The following is a 15,854-nucleotide window of genomic DNA, read 5'->3' as shown; positions in this document are numbered from 1 at the left end:
CAGAAAGCTCCAAGCTGGAAGCCAGAAGCAGGAAGCCCGAGCCGGCCCGCTTCAAGCCTCCAGCTTCGAGCTTCCAGCCCATCACTTATAAATCGTCGAAGAATCGCTTCATGCCTTCGAACCAGCCACTGGCGCGGGGCGAGTGGGAGGTGTCGCCCTGCAGGCTGCTGCGGAACTCCTCGAGCAGTTCGCGCTGGCGCTTGTCCAGGTTCACCGGGGTCTCGACCACCACGCGGCACATCAGGTCGCCGGCGCCACCGCCGCGCACCGGGGCCACGCCCTTGCCGCGCAGGCGGAACAGCTTGCCGGTCTGGGTGCCTTCCGGGATCTTCAGCTTCACCCGGCCATCCAGGGTCGGCACTTCCAGCTCACCGCCCAGGGCCGCGTCGGCGAAGCTGATCGGCACTTCGCAGTACAGGTGCTTGCCGTCGCGCTGGAAGATGTCGTGCTCGCGCACGTTGACCACCACGTAGAGGTCGCCCGCCGGGCCGCCATGGGCCCCGGCCTCGCCCTCGCCGGTGAGGCGGATGCGGTCGCCGGTGTCGACGCCGGCCGGCACCTTGACCGACAGCGTCTTCTGCTCTTCCACGCGGCCCTGGCCGTGGCAGGTGCCACAGGGGTCGCTGATCATCTTGCCGCTGCCATGGCAGCGCGGGCAGGTCTGCTGCACCGAGAAGAAGCCCTGCTGCATGCGCACCTGGCCGATGCCGCCGCAGGTGGTGCAGGTGACCGGCGAGGTGCCGGGCTTGGCGCCGCTGCCGCTGCAGGTCTTGCAGCCGACCAGGGTCGGCACGCGGATGGTCACGGTGGTGCCGCGGACCGCGTCTTCCAGGTCCAGGTCGAGGGTGTAGCGCAGGTCGGCGCCGCGCTGCGGGCCGCCGCGGCCGCCCCGGCCACCGCCGCCACCACCGAAGAAGTCGCTGAAGACGTCGCCGAAGATGTCCGAGAAGCTCGCGCCGCCGAAGCCGGCACCGCCGCCGCCCATCTGCGGGTCGACGCCGGCGTGGCCGTACTGGTCGTAGGCCGCGCGCTTGCTGGCGTCGGACAGGATCTCGTACGCCTCGTTGGCCTCCTTGAATTTATCCTCGGCTTCCTTGTCGCCGGGATTGCGGTCCGGGTGGTACTTCATGGCCAGCCGGCGGTAGGCCTTCTTCAGGTCCGACTCGCTGGCGCCACGCTCGACACCCAGTACCTCGTAGAAATCACGTTTGGCCATAAATTCTTTGCACCTTGAAAACCTCTCCCCCAGACACGCCGACGCGGGAGCAAGCCCCCGCGTGACGTTTCATGCACACCGACACGCTGGTCGGTGCGCCGGAGCGCAAGCTTGCACGAGGCTTACTTGTTCTCCTTGACCTCTTCGAACTCGGCGTCGACCACGTCGTCGCCGGCCTTGTGGTCAGCATCGCCGGACTGGGCTTCGGCGCCCGGCTGCGGTTGCTCGGCGTACATCTTCTGCGCCAGCGGGGTGGACGCCTGGGACAGCGCGTTCATCTTCGCTTCGATCTCGGCCTTGTCGTCGCCCTTCACGGCGGCTTCCAGGTCGGCCAGCGCCTTCTCGATGGCAGCCTTCTCCTCGGCGGTGGCCTTGTCGCCAGCCTCGGTGACCATCTTGCGGGTCGCGTGGACCAGCGCATCGCCCTGGTTGCGGGCGGCGGCCAGCTCCTCGAACTTGCGGTCTTCCTCGGCGTTGGCCTCGGCGTCACGCACCATTTGCTGGATCTCGTCCTCGGACAGGCCCGAAGAGGCCTTGATCACGATGGACTGCTGCTTGCCGGTGGCCTTGTCCTTCGCACCGACGTGCAGGATGCCGTTGGCGTCGATGTCGAAGGTCACTTCGATCTGCGGCACGCCGCGCGGCGCCGGCGGGATATCGGCCAGGTCGAACTTGCCCAGCGACTTGTTCTGCGCGGCCTGCTTGCGCTCGCCCTGCAGCACGTGGATGGTCACGGCGCCCTGGTTGTCGTCGGCGGTGGAGAACACCTGCGACTTCTTGGTCGGGATGGTGGTGTTCTTGTCGATCAGCGCGGTCATCACGCCACCCAGGGTCTCGATGCCCAGGGTCAGCGGGGTGACGTCGAGCAGCAGCACGTCCTTGACGTCGCCGGCCAGCACGGCGCCCTGGATGGCAGCTCCCATGGCCACGGCTTCGTCCGGGTTGACGTCCTTGCGCGCTTCCTTGCCGAAGAACTCGGCGACGGTCTTCTGCACCAGCGGCATACGGGTCTGGCCACCGACGAGGATCACTTCGTCGATCTTCGACACGTCCAGGCCGGCGTCCTTCAGGGCCACGCGGCAGGGCTCGATGGTGCGGGTCACCAGGTCTTCCACCAGGGACTCCAGCTTGGCGCGGGACACCTTGACGTTCAGGTGTTTCGGGCCGCTGGCGTCGGCGGTGATGTACGGCAGGTTGACGTCGGTCTGCTGGGTCGAGGACAGCTCGATCTTGGCCTTCTCGGCAGCCTCTTTCAGGCGCTGCATGGCCAGCGGGTCGCCCTTGAGGTCCATGCCGGTTTCTTTCTTGAACTCGTCGACGAGGTAGTCGATCAGGCGCAGGTCGAAGTCCTCACCACCGAGGAAGGTGTCGCCGTTGGTGGCCAGCACTTCGAACTGGTGCTCGCCGTCGACTTCGGCGATCTCGATCACCGAGACGTCGAAGGTACCGCCGCCCAGGTCGTAGACGATGATGGTGTGGTCGCCCTTGGCCTTGTCCAGGCCGTAGGCCAGCGCAGCCGCGGTCGGCTCGTTGATGATGCGCTTGACGTCCAGGCCGGCGATGCGGCCGGCGTCCTTGGTGGCCTGGCGCTGGCTGTCGTTGAAGTAGGCCGGCACGGTGATGACCGCTTCGGTGACCGGCTCGCCCAGGTAGTCCTCGGCGGTCTTCTTCATCTTCTTCAGGACTTCGGCGGAAACCTGCGGCGGAGCCATCTTCTGGCCCTTGGCTTCGACCCAGGCGTCGCCGTTGTCAGCCTTGACGATGCTGTACGGCACCATCTTGATGTCTTTCTGCACGACGTCTTCTTCGAAGCGACGGCCGATCAGGCGCTTCACCGCGTACAGGGTGTTCTTCGGGTTGGTGACCGCCTGGCGCTTGGCCGGCTGGCCGACCAGGATCTCGCCATCGTTGGCGTAGCCGATGATCGACGGGGTGGTGCGAGCGCCTTCGGCGTTCTCGATCACCTTGACGCTGCCGTTTTCCAGGATGGAGACGCAGGAGTTGGTGGTCCCCAGGTCGATACCAATGATTTTGCCCATATTCACTCTCCAGAAATTAGATTCCGTGCTGATCCCGCTGCGGACCTTGTGCTCGGTTGATTACCCAGATGGGGACCGGGTGGCGGATTTCAAGCCTTCTCGTCGATCGAAGGCGGGGTTTGCTCGGGTGCCTTGCTGACCACGACCATGGCCGGGCGCAGCAGGCGACCGTTGAGCAGGTAGCCCTTCTGGAACACCTTGACCACGCTGCCAGGCTCCAGGTGCACGCTCTCCTCCATCGCCATCGCCTGATGGTGCTCGGGGTTGAACGGCTCGCCGTGGGGGTCGACCGGCTCCAGGTTGTAGCGCTTCAGGGTGTCGTGGAACATCTTGAGGGTCAGCTCGATGCCTTCGCGCATCGGCTTGATCGCCTCGTCGTCCGGGCTGGACATCTCCAGCGCGCGCTCCAGGGTGTCAACCACCGGCAGCAGGTCGCCGGAGAACTTCTCCAGGGCGAACTTGTGCGCCTTCTCGATATCCTGCTCGGCGCGACGACGCACGTTCTGCAGCTCGGCGGCGACGCGCAGGCTCTGGTCCTTGGCCGCGGCCAGCTGTTCCTCGAGGTCCAGCACGCGGGCGTTCAGGTCGTCGCCGGCAACCTGTTCCGGCTGCTCGTTCAGGTGCGAATCCTGAGTCTGTTGCTCGTCAGACATGCCACTCTCCTAAAAAAGAAAAAGCCTTTGAAAACAAAGCGAACCCAATAGCTCGCGGCTCTGCCGGCTATATGGGGGCCATTTGCGCCGGTTCAAGGGGTGGGCGGTGAATTGCCAGCGGCAAAAAATACTGTATAAATAAACAGACCTTTTCACCGGAGCCGCCCTCCATGCTGGTTCACCTCTCCGTGCACAACTACGCCATCGTCGAGCACCTCGATCTCGAGCTCGCCGCCGGCATGACCGTGATCACCGGCGAGACCGGCGCCGGCAAGTCGATCATGCTCGACGCCCTCGGCCTGGCCCTGGGCGACCGCGCCGACAGCGGCGTGGTGCGCCCCGGCGCGGACAAGGCCGACATCCTCGCCAGCTTCGACGTCGGCGCCATCGCCGAAGCCCGCGACTGGCTCGCCGAGCGCGACCTGGAGCAGGACGGCCCGTGCATCCTGCGCCGGGTGATCACCGCCGAGGGACGCTCGCGGGGCTACATCAACGGCACACCCTGCACCCTGGGCGACCTCAAGGCCCTGGGCGAGCTACTGATCGATATCCACAGCCAACACGAACACCAGTCGCTGCTCAAGGCCGACACCCATCGCCGCCTGCTCGACGAATACGCCGGCAGCCAGGACCTGGCGCGCCAGGTGCAACTGGCCGCGCAGCGCTGGAAGCAGACGCGCCACGAATTCGACCGCCTGTCGCGCAGCAGCGACGAACAGCGCGCCCGCCACCAGTTGCTCAGCTACCAGTTGGACGAACTGGAGAACCTGGCCCTGGGCGAGAACGAACTGGAGGCGCTGGAGGCCGAGCACAAGACTCTGAGCAACGCCGGCGCGCTGATCGGCGCCTGCCGCCAGGTGGTGGACATGTGCAGCGAAAGCGACGCCGGCAACGTGCTTTCGGTGCTGACCGCCAGCCTCAACCGCCTGACCGCCTTCCAGAGCCAGCCCGCAGCGCTGGCCGAGGCGGTCAACCTGCTATCCAGCGCGCAGATCCAGGTAGAGGAAGCGGTGGGCGAGCTGAACCGCTTCGTCGACAACTTCGATGCCGACCCCAGCCGCCTGCAGCAACTAGAAGAGCGCATGGACGCCATCTACAGCCTGGCCCGCAAGCACCGCGTGCAGCCCCATGATCTTCAAGCCCTGCAACAGCGCCTGCTGGAGGAACTGGAAGCGCTGAACGCCGACGACGAAGCCGCAGAACGCCTGGGCGAAGAACTGGCCGCCTACGAGCGCCATTACCAGGAAAAAGCCGCGGAACTCAGCGCCCTGCGCCGCCAGGCCGCCCCGCAGCTGGCGGCCCTGGTGGAGACGGAAATGCAGCGCCTGGGCATGCCCGGCGGGCGCTTCGCCATCGAACTGAGCGACGCCCCCGCCGACGAGCCCCAGGCCAACGGCCTGGAACAACTGGAATTCCTGGTCAGCGCCAACCCCGGGCAACCGCTGAAAGGCCTGGCGCGAGTCGCCTCCGGCGGCGAACTGTCGCGCATCAGCCTGGCCATCCAGGTGATCACCGCGCAGACCTCGCGCACGCCCACCCTGGTCTTCGACGAAGTGGACGTCGGCATCGGCGGCCCCACCGCGGAAGTGGTCGGCCAACTGCTGCGCCGCCTCGGCGAAGGCGGCCAGGTGCTGACCGTCACCCACCTGCCGCAGGTCGCGGCCCAGGGCCACCAGCACCTGTTCGTGCACAAGGAGCGCGGCAGCAGCGAAACCCGCACCGCGGTAGCCAACCTGAAGAAGGCCGAACGCATAGAAGAGATCGCCCGCATGCTCGGCGGCGTGGACATGACCAAGGAATCCCTGGCCCACGCCCGCAAGATGGTGGACCGGGCGCTGCAGGGCTGAACGATCGCGAACAAAGCCCTACGAACACGGCGGCTTCTCGTAGGAGCGAGCTTGCTCGCGAATGAGCCCCGCAGCGGAGTCTGTTCGCGAGCAAGCTCGCTCCTACGAAGAGCAGCTCGGCGGCCAACTGTAGGAGCAGGCCCTGCCTGCGATTCGCGCGCAGGGCGCGCTCCTACAAGGGCACGATGTATGGGCAACCTGTAGGATCTCATCCGCGAATCGCGCCAGATTGTCCGCACCTACACCCCAGGCAAACACAAGGCCCGTAGGATGGCGTTGAGCGAAGCGATACCCATCACCACCACCGCATGGGTTTCGCAAGCTCAACCCATCCTACGAAAAGCGCCTCGGCGCAGACAGTTGCGCCTACGCGCCAATCTCACCTGAAATCCCCCTGAAAATGAAAACGGCGACCCCAGGGCCGCCGTTTTCCGTTCGTTGCAAGGCTACTTATTTCTTCTTGCGCACGTACAGGACCAGGTTGTGGTCCACCAGCTCGAAGCCGCGTTCCTTGACGATTTCCTTCTGGCGCTTCTCGATCTCGCTGTCCATGAACTCGATGACCTCGCCGGTATCCACGCAGACCATGTGGTCGTGGTGGCCGCTGTCGGCCAGCTCGAACACGGCGTGGCCGCCGTCGAAGTTGTGGCGCACCACCAGGCCGGCTGCCTCGAACTGGGTCAACACGCGGTACACGGTGGCCAGGCCGACATCCTCGCCGGCTTCCATCAGCGCCTTGTAGACGTCCTCGGCGCTCATGTGGCGTTGCTCGGCGGAATCGAGCATCTGCAGGATCTTGACGCGCGGCAGGGTGACTTTAAGGCCGGCCTTGCGCAGTTCGCTATTTTCAACCATGTGTGCTTTCTCGGCGCGGAATGCTTCGCAGCATCCTTCAATGCGGGTATGATCGGGGTTTCGTCGCCCAGCCAAGATAGTGGAAGTCACCCCCTGATGCAAAACACCAAGCTCATGCTGACCAGTCTCGCATTCGCAATGGGACTAGCCGCACTCGCCGGTTGTTCGTTCCCGGGGGTCTACAAGATCGACATCCAGCAAGGCAACGTCGTAACACAAGACATGATAGACCAACTGAAGCCGGGAATGACCCGTCGGCAGGTACGTTTCATCATGGGCAACCCGCTGATCGTGGATACCTTCCACGCTGACCGTTGGGACTACCTGTACAGCATCCAGCCCGGCGGCGGCCAGCGCCAGCAGGAGCGCGTCAGCCTGATGTTCAACGGCAACGACCAGTTGATCGGCCTGAACGGCGACTTCCGCCCGGGCGTCAGCCGCGACGAGGCCATCCTCGGCAAGGAATCCACTCCCGCCTCGCCCGAGCAGCCGCAACAGCAGAAGCCGGAGCAGCCCAAGGAAGAGCCGGCCAAGCCGGGCTCGGTGGAAGAACAGCTGCAGCGCGAAGTCGACGAGGCCAAGCCGGTCGCCGTGCCCACCCCAGAACCGCTGGAAACCAAGCCGCAGTAACAGACGCCTCCATGAAAAAAGCCCGGCATCGACCGGGCTTTTTCATGTCCGCGTGTTTCGCTCAGCGCTTGCCCGCCCTGGCACGGGCGGCGCGCTGCTTGCGCACTTCCTTGGGGTCGGCGATCAGGGGCCGGTAGATTTCCACCCGCTCGCCCTCTTCCAGCACCCGGCCGTCCGGGTCGGCGACCGCCTTGCCGAAGATGCCCAGCGGGCTGTTGAGCACGTCCAGTTCGGGGAACTGCGCGGCGATGCCGGACAGCAGCACCGCCTCGCGCACCCGCGTGCCGTAGGGCACGCTCAGGCGCAGCAGGCGTTGGCGCTCGGGCAGCGCGCAGACCACCTCGATGGCGATGCTCCGGGCATCAGCCATACAGCTGCTTGGCGCGCTGGCAGAAGGCGTCGACCATGGTGTTGGCCGCCTGGGTGAACAGCGGCCCGAGGGTCGCCTTGACCAGGGCGCCGGCGTAGTCGAAGGTCAGGTCCAGGGTGATCTTGCAGGCCTTGTCGCCCAGGGCCTTGAAGGTCCACACGCCGTGCAGCTCGGAGAACGGGCCGTCCTCGAGGTTCATCTCGATGCTCTGCCCGGGCACCAGCACGTTGCGCGTGCTGAAGCGCTGCGACAGGTTGCCCTTGGCCACACTGAGCTCGGCGCGCATCGCCGTTTCGCTTGCCTCCAGCACCTTGCTCGCCGAGCACCAGGGCAGGAACTCCGGGTAGCGCGCCACATCGTTGACCAGGTCGTACAGCGCCTTCGCGGGATAGGGCAGCAGGGCCGAACGCTGGATATGCGTGCTCATAGGGGTCTCGCTTCTTCAGTGGCGGACGCCGGCGAACCGGCGTCCATCGGTACGAAAAACAGCGCGCATTCTCCGAGATTAGCCACCCACCCTCAAGCGCGCATCCCGCCGCACCCGGAATTGGCCGACGCCGATGGCGGCGCGACGAGCGACTCCCTATAATGCGCGGCCTATGGCTAAACAGAAGAAACACCCCCAGGGGACCATCGCGCAGAACAAGAAGGCTCTGCACGACTACTTCATCGAGCAACGCTTCGAGGCGGGCATCGCCCTGGCCGGCTGGGAGGTCAAGAGCCTGCGCGCCGGCAAGGCCCAGCTGGTCGACAGCTACGTCCTGCTCAAGGACGGCGAGGCCTGGCTGCTGGGCAGCCACATCACCCCGCTGACCACCGCCAGCACCCACGTGATCGCCGACCCGGTGCGCACGCGCAAGCTGCTGCTGCACAAGCGCGAGCTGGGCAAGCTGTTCGGCGCGGTGCAGCAGAAGGGCTACGCCTGCGTGGCGCTGTCGATGTACTGGAAGAAGCACCTGATCAAGTGCGAGATCGCGCTGGCCAAGGGCAAGAAGGAATACGACAAGCGCGACACCGAGAAGGAACGCGATTCCAATCGCGAGATCCAGCGCGCCATGCGGCACGGCAAGGACGACTGACGCCAGGCTTTTCGTCGGATGGGTGGAGCGAAGCGATACCAATCGCCATGCCAGCATGGGTTTCGCCAAGGCTCAACCCATCCTACGAAGCTGGCGCCAGCCCCCACTTTTCGTAGGAGCGAGCTTGCTCGCGAACAGGGCAGGCACGGCGCCAGGCCTTGTTCGCGAGCAAGCTCGCTCCTACAGGTTCCTGCCGTTAAACCCCCAGCCTGCGCTGCGCCCGTTCCAGGCGCCGCACTTCGTCCTGCGCCTCCTCCAGCACCTCCCGCACATAGGCAATGTGCCGGTGGGAAATCTCCCGCGCCTCTTCCGCCCGGCCCTGCATGATCGCCTCGTACAGCTCGCGGTGCTGGCTCATCAGCTGCTCGCGGGTTTCCGCGCGCTGGGCGTACATGCCGCCGATGTTGGTCACCACGTTGTGCTTGAGCAGGTCGAACAGGCCACGGATGGTGTGCAGCAGCACGGTGTTGTGGCTGGCCTCGGCGATGGCCAGGTGGAAGCTGGCGTCGGCCGCCCCCTCCTCATCGCTGACCTTGTCGTAGTGCTGGTAGCAGGCCTGCAGCGTCTCGAAGGCGCTGGTCAGGCGCTGGTGGTCCACCTCGGTGGCGCGCAGCGCGGCGTAGTAGGCGCAGGAGCCTTCCAGGGTGTGGCGGAACTCCAGCAGGTCGCGCTGCGCCTCGGGGTTGCTCTCCAGCAGGTGCAGCAATGGGTCGCTGAAGGTCGAGCCCAGGGACTGCGCGACATAGTTGCCGCCGCCCTGGCGGCTGACCAGCAGCCCCTTGGCCACCAGCTTCTGGATCGCCTCGCGCAGCGATGGCCGCGACACGCCGAACTGCTCCGCCAGCACGCGCTCGGCCGGCAGGCGTTCGCCCGCCTTGAGCGTGCCCTCGAGGATCATCGCCTCAAGGCGCTCGACGATATCGTCCGACAAGCGGCGCTGCCGTACCTGATTGAAAGCCATCTTTTCCCCACCTCTCGGCCCGCCTGGCGGAAGGCCCCGTTTCGCAGGGGCGGCAGCCTAACCAGCGGCGCCAACCACAACAAGCCCGACGATCGCCTGGATCGCCCGGTCCGACAAAAGTTGTAGCGCCGCAAATTGACAGCCTACAGGGATGCTTTTACTCTGGGCGCTCGCTTTTGTAAATTGGTATTACCAATTTTCGAGAGATACGCCGAGACGGTCGTCAGCCTGCCGCCAACCCTTCCCGGGGCGGCACAAAACCCACGACGCGGCGCAAGACTAGACTCCAATCAAAAAACAATTAGGAGCCAAAACAGCATGCAAACCTGGCAGCAGATCTATACCCCGCTCGGCAGCCTCGGCCTGTCCGCGCTGGTCGCCGTGATCCCGATCGTCTTCTTCTTCCTCGCCCTCGCCGTGTTCCGCCTCAAGGGCCACGTCGCCGGCACCATCACCCTGATCCTCTCCATCGTCGTCGCCATCGCCGCCTACGGCATGCCGGTCGGCAAGGCCCTGGGCGCCGCGTTCTACGGCTTCCTCTACGGCCTCTGGCCGATCGCCTGGATCATCGTCGCGGCGGTGTTCCTGTACAAACTGACGGTGAAGAGCGGGCAGTTCGAGATCATCCGCAGTTCGGTCCTGTCGATCACCTCCGACCAACGCCTGCAGGTGTTGCTGATCGGCTTCTCCTTCGGCGCCTTCCTGGAAGGCGCGGCCGGCTTCGGCGCGCCGGTGGCGATCACCGCCGCCCTGCTCGTCGGCCTGGGCTTCAACCCGCTGTACGCCGCCGGCCTGTGCCTGATCGCCAACACCGCGCCGGTGGCCTTCGGCGCCCTGGGCATCCCGATCATCGTCGCCGGCCAGGTCTCGGGCATCGACGCCTTCAAGATCGGCGCCATGGCCGGCCGCCAGCTGCCGCTGCTGTCGCTGCTGGTCCCCTTCTGGCTGGTGTTCATGATGGACGGCCTCAAGGGCGTGAAGGAAACCTGGCCGGCTGCGCTGGTCGCCGGCGGCAGCTTCGCCGTCAGCCAGTACTTCACCTCCAACTTCATCGGCCCGGAACTGCCGGACATCACCTCCGCGCTGATCAGCCTGGTGTGCCTGACGCTGTTCCTCAAGGTCTGGCAACCGGCCCACGCCGTGGAAGTGCTCGGCGTCTCCGGTGGCGCAGCCGTCGCCGGCGGTGGCAGCGCCCCGCGCGCCGAGCCCTCGCCCTACAGCACCGGCGAGATCATCAAGGCCTGGTCGCCGTTCCTGGTGCTCACCGTGCTGGTCACCATCTGGACGCTGAAGCCGTTCAAGGCCATGTTCCTGCCCGGCGGCGCGCTCTACAGCCTGGTGTTCAACTTCCCGATCCCGGGCCTGGACCAACTGGTGTTCAAGGGCCCGCCGATCGCTGCCGCCGCCACCGCGCTGCCGGCCGTGTTCAAGTTCGACCCGCTGGCCGCCACCGGCACCGCGATCCTGATCTCCGCGATCGTCTCGATGTTCATCCTGCGCATCGCCGCGAAAACTGGTCTGACCACTTTCAAGGAAACCCTGGTTGAACTGAAGTGGCCGGTGCTGTCCATCGGCATGGTGCTGGCCTTCGCCTTCGTCACCAACTTCTCCGGCATGTCCACCACCCTGGCCCTGGTCCTGGCCGGCACCGGCGCGGCCTTCCCGTTCTTCTCGCCGTTCCTCGGCTGGCTGGGCGTATTCCTGACCGGTTCGGACACCTCGTCCAACGCGCTGTTCGGCGCCCTGCAGGGCACCACCGCGCACCAGATCGGCGTCAACGACACCCTGCTGGTGGCCGCCAACACCACCGGCGGCGTGACCGGCAAGATGATCTCGCCGCAATCCATCGCCGTGGCCTGCGCCGCCACCGGCATGGTCGGCAAGGAATCCGACCTGTTCCGCTTCACCCTGAAGCACAGCCTGCTGTTCGCCGCGGTGATCGGTGTGATCACCCTGCTGCAGGCCTATGTCTTCACCGGCATGCTCGTTCACTAAGCTGTACCTGCCGGGCCCCAGCGCTACGGGGCCCGGCCTTCACCGTCCACCCCAACCGGTGCCCTGCCAGATGATCATTTCCGCCTCCACCGACTACCGCGCCGCGGCCCAACGCAAGATTCCGCCCTTCCTGTTCCACTACGCCGACGGCGGCGCCTACGCCGAGCACACCCTGCGCCGCAACGTGGCGGACCTGTCGGACATCGCCCTGCGCCAGCGCGTGCTGAAGAACATGTCCGAGCTGAGCCTGGAAACCAGGCTGTTCAACGAGACCCTGGCGATGCCGGTGGCCCTGGCCCCGGTCGGCCTGACCGGCATGTACGCCCGCCGCGGCGAAGTGCAGGCGGCGCGCGCCGCGGCCTCCAAGGGCGTGCCCTTCACCCTGTCGACCGTCTCGGTGTGCCCGATCGAGGAAGTGGCGCCGGCCATCGACCGGCCCATGTGGTTCCAGCTCTACGTGCTGAAGGACCGCGGCTTCATGAAGAACGCCCTGGAGCGGGCCAAGGCCGCCGGCTGCTCGACCCTGGTGTTCACCGTGGACATGCCGGTGCCCGGCGCCCGCTACCGCGACGCGCACTCCGGCATGAGCGGCCCGAACGCCCCGCTGCGGCGCATGTGGCAGGCCATGACCCACCCGCAGTGGGCGCTGGACGTGGGCCTGCTGGGCCGCCCGCACGACCTGGGCAACATCTCCAGGTACCGCGGCAACCCCACGGGCCTGGCCGACTACATCGGCTGGCTGGGCGCCAACTTCGACCCGTCGATCTCCTGGAAGGACCTGGAGTGGATCCGCGACTTCTGGGAAGGCCCGATGGTGATCAAGGGCATCCTCGACCCCGAGGACGCCAAGGACGCGGTGAAATTCGGCGCCGACGGCATCGTCGTCTCCAACCACGGCGGCCGCCAGCTCGACGGCGTACTGTCCAGCGCCCGCGCCCTGCCGGCCATCGCCGACGCGGTGAAGGGCGATTTGACCATCCTCGCCGACTCCGGCATCCGCAACGGCCTGGACGTGGTCCGCATGATCGCCCTGGGCGCCGACAGCGTGCTGCTCGGCCGCGCCTTCCTCTACGCCCTGGCGGTGGATGGCGAGGCCGGCGTGCGCAACCTGCTGGAGCTGATCGAGAAGGAAATGCGCGTGGCCATGGTGCTCACCGGCGCCAAGTCGATCAGCGAAATCACCCGCGATTCGCTGGTACGCGAACTCGGCGCCTGAAGGCGCCCCCTGTAGGAGCGAGCTTGCCCGCGAACCTGCCCGGCTCCGAGCCCGCCGGGTTCGCGAGCAAGCTCGCTCCTGCAAAATCAAAAGAACACCGATGGGCCGTCCAGCGGTCCACGCTCACCGATGATGACTGGAGCCGCCATGAGCCTGCCCGCCGCGTTCCTCGACACGGTAGAACACCTGATCCCGCGCGAGCGGCGTTTCGATGATCCCCTATCGACCCTGGCCTTCGGCACCGACGCCAGCTTCTACCGGCTGATCCCCAAGCTGGTGATCCGCGTGGAGAGCGAAGACGAGGTGCGCACCCTGCTGCGCGCCGCCCACGCCCAGCAGGTGGCGGTGACCTTCCGTGCCGCCGGCACCAGCCTTTCCGGCCAGGCGGTCAGCGACTCGGTGCTGCTGGTGCTGGGCGACAACTGGAACGGCCGCGACATCCGCGCCGGCGGCGGGCAGATCCGCCTGCAACCCGGCGTCATCGGCGCCCAGGCCAACGCCTGGCTGGCCCCCTTCGGCCGCAAGATCGGCCCGGACCCGGCCTCGATCAACGCCTGCAAGATCGGCGGCATCGTCGCCAACAACGCCAGCGGCATGTGCTGCGGCACCGCGCAGAACAGCTACAACACCCTGGCCGGCCTGCGTCTGGTGCTGGCCGACGGTACCCTGCTGGACAGCGAGGACGACGCCTGCGTCGAAGCCTTCCAGGCCAGCCACGGCGAGCTGCTGGAACAGTTGGCCGAACTGGGCCGGCAGACCCGCGCCAACACCGAGCTGGCAGCCAAGATCCGCCACAAGTACCGCCTGAAGAACACCACCGGCTTCTCCCTCAACGCCCTGGTGGACTACGACCAACCGCTGGACATCCTCACCCACCTGATGGTCGGCTCCGAGGGCACCCTGGGCTTCATCAGCGCGGTGACCTACGACACCGTGCCGGACCACCCGCACAAGGCCAGCGCGCTGATCGTCTTCCCCGACGTGGAGACCTGCTGCAAGGCCGTGCCGGTGCTCAAGCAGCAGCCGGTGTCCGCCGTGGAGCTGCTGGACCGCCGCAGCCTGCGCTCGGTGGAGAACATGCAGGGCATGCCGGTGTGGGTGAAGAGCCTGTCCGCCGGCGCCTGCGCGCTGCTCATCGAATCCCGCGCAGCGACGCAGACGCTGCTGCACGAACAGCTCGCGCAGATCATGGCCTCCATCGCCGAATTCCCGGTGGAGAAGCAGGTCGACTTCAGCGAAGACCCGCTCGTCTACAACCAGCTCTGGCGCATCCGCAAGGACACCTTCCCGGCGGTGGGCGCGGTGCGCGAGACCGGCACCACGGTGATCATCGAAGACGTCACCTTCCCCGTCGAACAACTGGCCGAAGGCGTCAACCGGCTGATCGAGCTGTTCGACAAGCACGGCTACGACGAGGCGATCCTGTTCGGCCACGCGCTGGAGGGCAACCTGCACTTCGTCTTCACCCAGGGCTTCGACTCGCCCGAGCAGGTGGCGCGCTACTCGGCCTTCATGGACGACGTGGCGCACCTGGTGGCGGTGGAATACGGCGGCTCGCTGAAGGCCGAGCACGGCACCGGGCGCAACATGGCGCCCTTCGTCGAACTGGAATGGGGCCACGACGCCTACCAACTGATGTGGCAGCTCAAGCGCCTGCTCGACCCGCAGGGCATCCTCAACCCCGGCGTCATCCTCACCGACGACCCGCAGCTGCACCTGAAGAACCTCAAGCCGCTGCCGGCCGCCGACGAGATCGTCGACAAGTGCATCGAATGCGGCTTCTGCGAGCCGGTCTGCCCGTCCAAGGGCCTGACCTTGAGCCCGCGCCAGCGCATCGTCATGTGGCGCGACATCCAGGCCAAGCGCCGCAGCGGCGTCGACACCACGCAACTGGAGCGCGACTACCAGTACCAGGGCATCGACACCTGCGCCGCCACCGGCCTGTGCGCCCAGCGCTGCCCGGTGAACATCAACACCGGCGAGCTGGTGAAGAAACTGCGCGGCGAAGAAACCCGCCACCCCGGCACCGCCACCTGGCTGGCGCGCAACTTCGCCACGGCGATGAAAGGCACGCGCTTCATGCTGCATGCCGCCAACGGCGCGCGCAGGCTGCTCGGCGCGCCGCGCCTGGCCAGCCTCAGCGCCTCCGTCAGCCACGCCAGCAAGGGCCGCGTGCCGCAGTGGACGCCGGCCATGCCGCAGCCGGTGCGCTTCAGCCTGCCGGCGGCCAGCGATATCGCCGACAAGCCGCGGGTGGTCTACCTCACCGCCTGCGTGTCCCGCGCCATGGGCCCGGCGGCCGGCGACGAGGAACAGGTGCCGCTGATCGACAAGACCCGCCAGTTGCTGGAAAAGGCCGGCTACCAAGTGGTGTTCCCGGACAACGCCGACAACCTCTGCTGCGGCCAGCCGTTCGCCTCCAAGGGCTACAAGCAGCAGGCCGACGACAAGCGCGACGAACTGCTGGCCGCGCTGCTGCAGGCCAGCCGCGGCGGGCTCGACCCGATCTACTGCGACACCAGCCCCTGCACCCTGCGCCTGGTCCAGGACCTGGCCGACAGCCGGCTGCGGATCTACGACCCGGTGAAGTTCATCCGCAGCTTCCTGGTCGAACGCCTGGACTTCCAGCCGCTGGACAAGCCAGTGGCGGTGCACGTCACCTGCAGCACCCAGCACCTGGGCGAAAGCCAGGCGCTGATCGACCTGGTGCGCCGCTGCACGAACGAAGTGGTGATCCCCGAAGGCATCCACTGCTGCGGCTTCGCCGGCGACAAGGGCTTCACCACCCCGGAACTCAACGCCCACTCGCTGCGCAGCCTGAAAGACGCGGTGCAGTACTGCGAAGAAGGCATCTCCACCAGCCGCACCTGCGAAATCGGCCTGAGCGCCCACAGCGGCATCGACTACCACGGCGTGGTCTACCTGGTGGACCGCGTAACCCGCCCCCGCACAGAGGCAATGAATCGCGGATAAATCCGCTCCTACACGAACGG

General features: G+C 66.5%; 13 protein-coding genes. 6 read left to right on the top strand and 7 right to left on the bottom strand.

The annotated features are described in order from the left end of the window. Positions 1-85 precede the first annotated feature (85 nt). The 3 genes from dnaJ to grpE all read right to left on the bottom strand — a co-directional run bounded on the left by dnaJ (position 86) and on the right by grpE (position 3,908). A complete protein-coding gene (dnaJ, locus tag M8R19_RS20395; protein ID WP_116425872.1) occupies positions 86-1,216 on the bottom strand; it encodes a molecular chaperone DnaJ in 1,131 nt (376 codons plus the stop codon). A gap of 122 nt (positions 1,217-1,338) precedes the next feature. Next, positions 1,339-3,255 (bottom strand): molecular chaperone DnaK, encoded by a 1,917-nt coding sequence (dnaK, locus tag M8R19_RS20390; RefSeq protein WP_074981313.1) that lies wholly within the window; start codon positions 3,253-3,255, stop codon positions 1,339-1,341. Positions 3,256-3,344: 89 nt separating this feature from the next. Beyond that, a complete protein-coding gene (grpE, locus tag M8R19_RS20385; RefSeq protein ID WP_009613068.1) occupies positions 3,345-3,908 on the bottom strand; it encodes a nucleotide exchange factor GrpE in 564 nt (187 codons plus the stop codon). A gap of 170 nt (positions 3,909-4,078) precedes the next feature. Here grpE and recN point away from each other — a divergent pair, with 170 nt between their 5' ends. Beyond that, positions 4,079-5,755, top strand: a complete 1,677-nt coding sequence (recN, locus tag M8R19_RS20380) for a DNA repair protein RecN (protein WP_249918746.1) — start codon at positions 4,079-4,081, stop codon at positions 5,753-5,755. Positions 5,756-6,205: 450 nt separating this feature from the next. On the opposite strand, the gene fur is transcribed toward recN, so the two are convergent. Further along, positions 6,206-6,610, bottom strand: coding sequence for a ferric iron uptake transcriptional regulator (gene fur / locus M8R19_RS20375; protein ID WP_009613072.1), 405 nt, complete (start codon positions 6,608-6,610; stop codon positions 6,206-6,208). Positions 6,611-6,706: 96 nt separating this feature from the next. Here fur and M8R19_RS20370 point away from each other — a divergent pair, with 96 nt between their 5' ends. Continuing rightward, positions 6,707-7,240: an outer membrane protein assembly factor BamE gene (locus M8R19_RS20370; protein ID WP_249918745.1), complete on the top strand. Its 534-nt coding sequence runs from the start codon at positions 6,707-6,709 to the stop codon at positions 7,238-7,240. Between the two features lie 61 nt (positions 7,241-7,301). Here M8R19_RS20370 and M8R19_RS20365 read toward each other — a convergent pair whose 3' ends face one another. Further along, positions 7,302-7,610: an RnfH family protein gene (locus M8R19_RS20365; RefSeq protein ID WP_249918744.1), complete on the bottom strand. Its 309-nt coding sequence runs from the start codon at positions 7,608-7,610 to the stop codon at positions 7,302-7,304. Next, positions 7,603-8,037 (bottom strand): type II toxin-antitoxin system RatA family toxin, encoded by a 435-nt coding sequence (locus M8R19_RS20360; RefSeq protein ID WP_058488394.1) that lies wholly within the window; start codon positions 8,035-8,037, stop codon positions 7,603-7,605. The genes M8R19_RS20365 and M8R19_RS20360 overlap by 8 nt, the downstream gene beginning before the upstream one ends. Positions 8,038-8,209: 172 nt before the next feature. Between M8R19_RS20360 and smpB the strand changes: the two genes are divergently transcribed. Next, complete coding sequence (smpB, locus tag M8R19_RS20355; protein WP_043268990.1) at positions 8,210-8,689, top strand: SsrA-binding protein SmpB; 480 nt, start codon at positions 8,210-8,212, stop codon at positions 8,687-8,689. A gap of 196 nt (positions 8,690-8,885) precedes the next feature. On the opposite strand, the gene M8R19_RS20350 is transcribed toward smpB, so the two are convergent. Further along, positions 8,886-9,650, bottom strand: a complete 765-nt coding sequence (locus M8R19_RS20350) for an FCD domain-containing protein (protein ID WP_249918743.1) — start codon at positions 9,648-9,650, stop codon at positions 8,886-8,888. Positions 9,651-9,968: 318 nt separating this feature from the next. Here M8R19_RS20350 and M8R19_RS20345 point away from each other — a divergent pair, with 318 nt between their 5' ends. The 3 genes from M8R19_RS20345 to M8R19_RS20335 all read left to right on the top strand — a co-directional run bounded on the left by M8R19_RS20345 (position 9,969) and on the right by M8R19_RS20335 (position 15,834). After that, positions 9,969-11,645, top strand: coding sequence for a lactate permease LctP family transporter (locus M8R19_RS20345; RefSeq protein ID WP_074981303.1), 1,677 nt, complete (start codon positions 9,969-9,971; stop codon positions 11,643-11,645). Positions 11,646-11,715: 70 nt separating this feature from the next. Beyond that, positions 11,716-12,861 carry an FMN-dependent L-lactate dehydrogenase LldD gene (gene lldD / locus M8R19_RS20340; protein WP_249918742.1) on the top strand — a complete coding sequence of 382 codons (1,146 nt, stop codon included), beginning with the start codon at positions 11,716-11,718 and terminating at the stop codon, positions 12,859-12,861. 147 nt (positions 12,862-13,008) lie between these two features. Next, positions 13,009-15,834, top strand: a complete 2,826-nt coding sequence (locus M8R19_RS20335; protein WP_249918741.1) for an FAD-binding and (Fe-S)-binding domain-containing protein — start codon at positions 13,009-13,011, stop codon at positions 15,832-15,834. The last annotated feature ends 20 nt before the right edge of the window (positions 15,835-15,854 follow it).

The organism is Pseudomonas sp. R3.Fl (assembly GCF_023516765.1).
In the GTDB taxonomy this organism is placed as follows: domain Bacteria; phylum Pseudomonadota; class Gammaproteobacteria; order Pseudomonadales; family Pseudomonadaceae; genus Pseudomonas; species Pseudomonas citronellolis.
This window is presented reverse-complemented; position numbering and strand designations above follow the sequence as displayed.

Bases quoted from the DNA above. Each gene is read 5' to 3' on its own strand.
- dnaJ (WP_116425872.1), bottom strand. From the start codon at position 1,216: ATGGCCAAACGTGATTTCTACGAGGTACTGGGTGTCGAGCGTGGCGCC.
- dnaK (WP_074981313.1), bottom strand. From the start codon at position 3,255: ATGGGCAAAATCATTGGTATCGACCTGGGGACCACCAACTCCTGCGTC.
- grpE (WP_009613068.1), bottom strand. From the start codon at position 3,908: ATGTCTGACGAGCAACAGACTCAGGATTCGCACCTGAACGAGCAGCCG.
- recN (WP_249918746.1), top strand. From the start codon at position 4,079: ATGCTGGTTCACCTCTCCGTGCACAACTACGCCATCGTCGAGCACCTC.
- fur (WP_009613072.1), bottom strand. From the start codon at position 6,610: ATGGTTGAAAATAGCGAACTGCGCAAGGCCGGCCTTAAAGTCACCCTG.
- M8R19_RS20370 (WP_249918745.1), top strand. From the start codon at position 6,707: ATGCAAAACACCAAGCTCATGCTGACCAGTCTCGCATTCGCAATGGGA.
- M8R19_RS20365 (WP_249918744.1), bottom strand. From the start codon at position 7,610: ATGGCTGATGCCCGGAGCATCGCCATCGAGGTGGTCTGCGCGCTGCCC.
- M8R19_RS20360 (WP_058488394.1), bottom strand. From the start codon at position 8,037: ATGAGCACGCATATCCAGCGTTCGGCCCTGCTGCCCTATCCCGCGAAG.
- smpB (WP_043268990.1), top strand. From the start codon at position 8,210: ATGGCTAAACAGAAGAAACACCCCCAGGGGACCATCGCGCAGAACAAG.
- M8R19_RS20350 (WP_249918743.1), bottom strand. From the start codon at position 9,650: ATGGCTTTCAATCAGGTACGGCAGCGCCGCTTGTCGGACGATATCGTC.
- M8R19_RS20345 (WP_074981303.1), top strand. From the start codon at position 9,969: ATGCAAACCTGGCAGCAGATCTATACCCCGCTCGGCAGCCTCGGCCTG.
- lldD (WP_249918742.1), top strand. From the start codon at position 11,716: ATGATCATTTCCGCCTCCACCGACTACCGCGCCGCGGCCCAACGCAAG.
- M8R19_RS20335 (WP_249918741.1), top strand. From the start codon at position 13,009: ATGAGCCTGCCCGCCGCGTTCCTCGACACGGTAGAACACCTGATCCCG.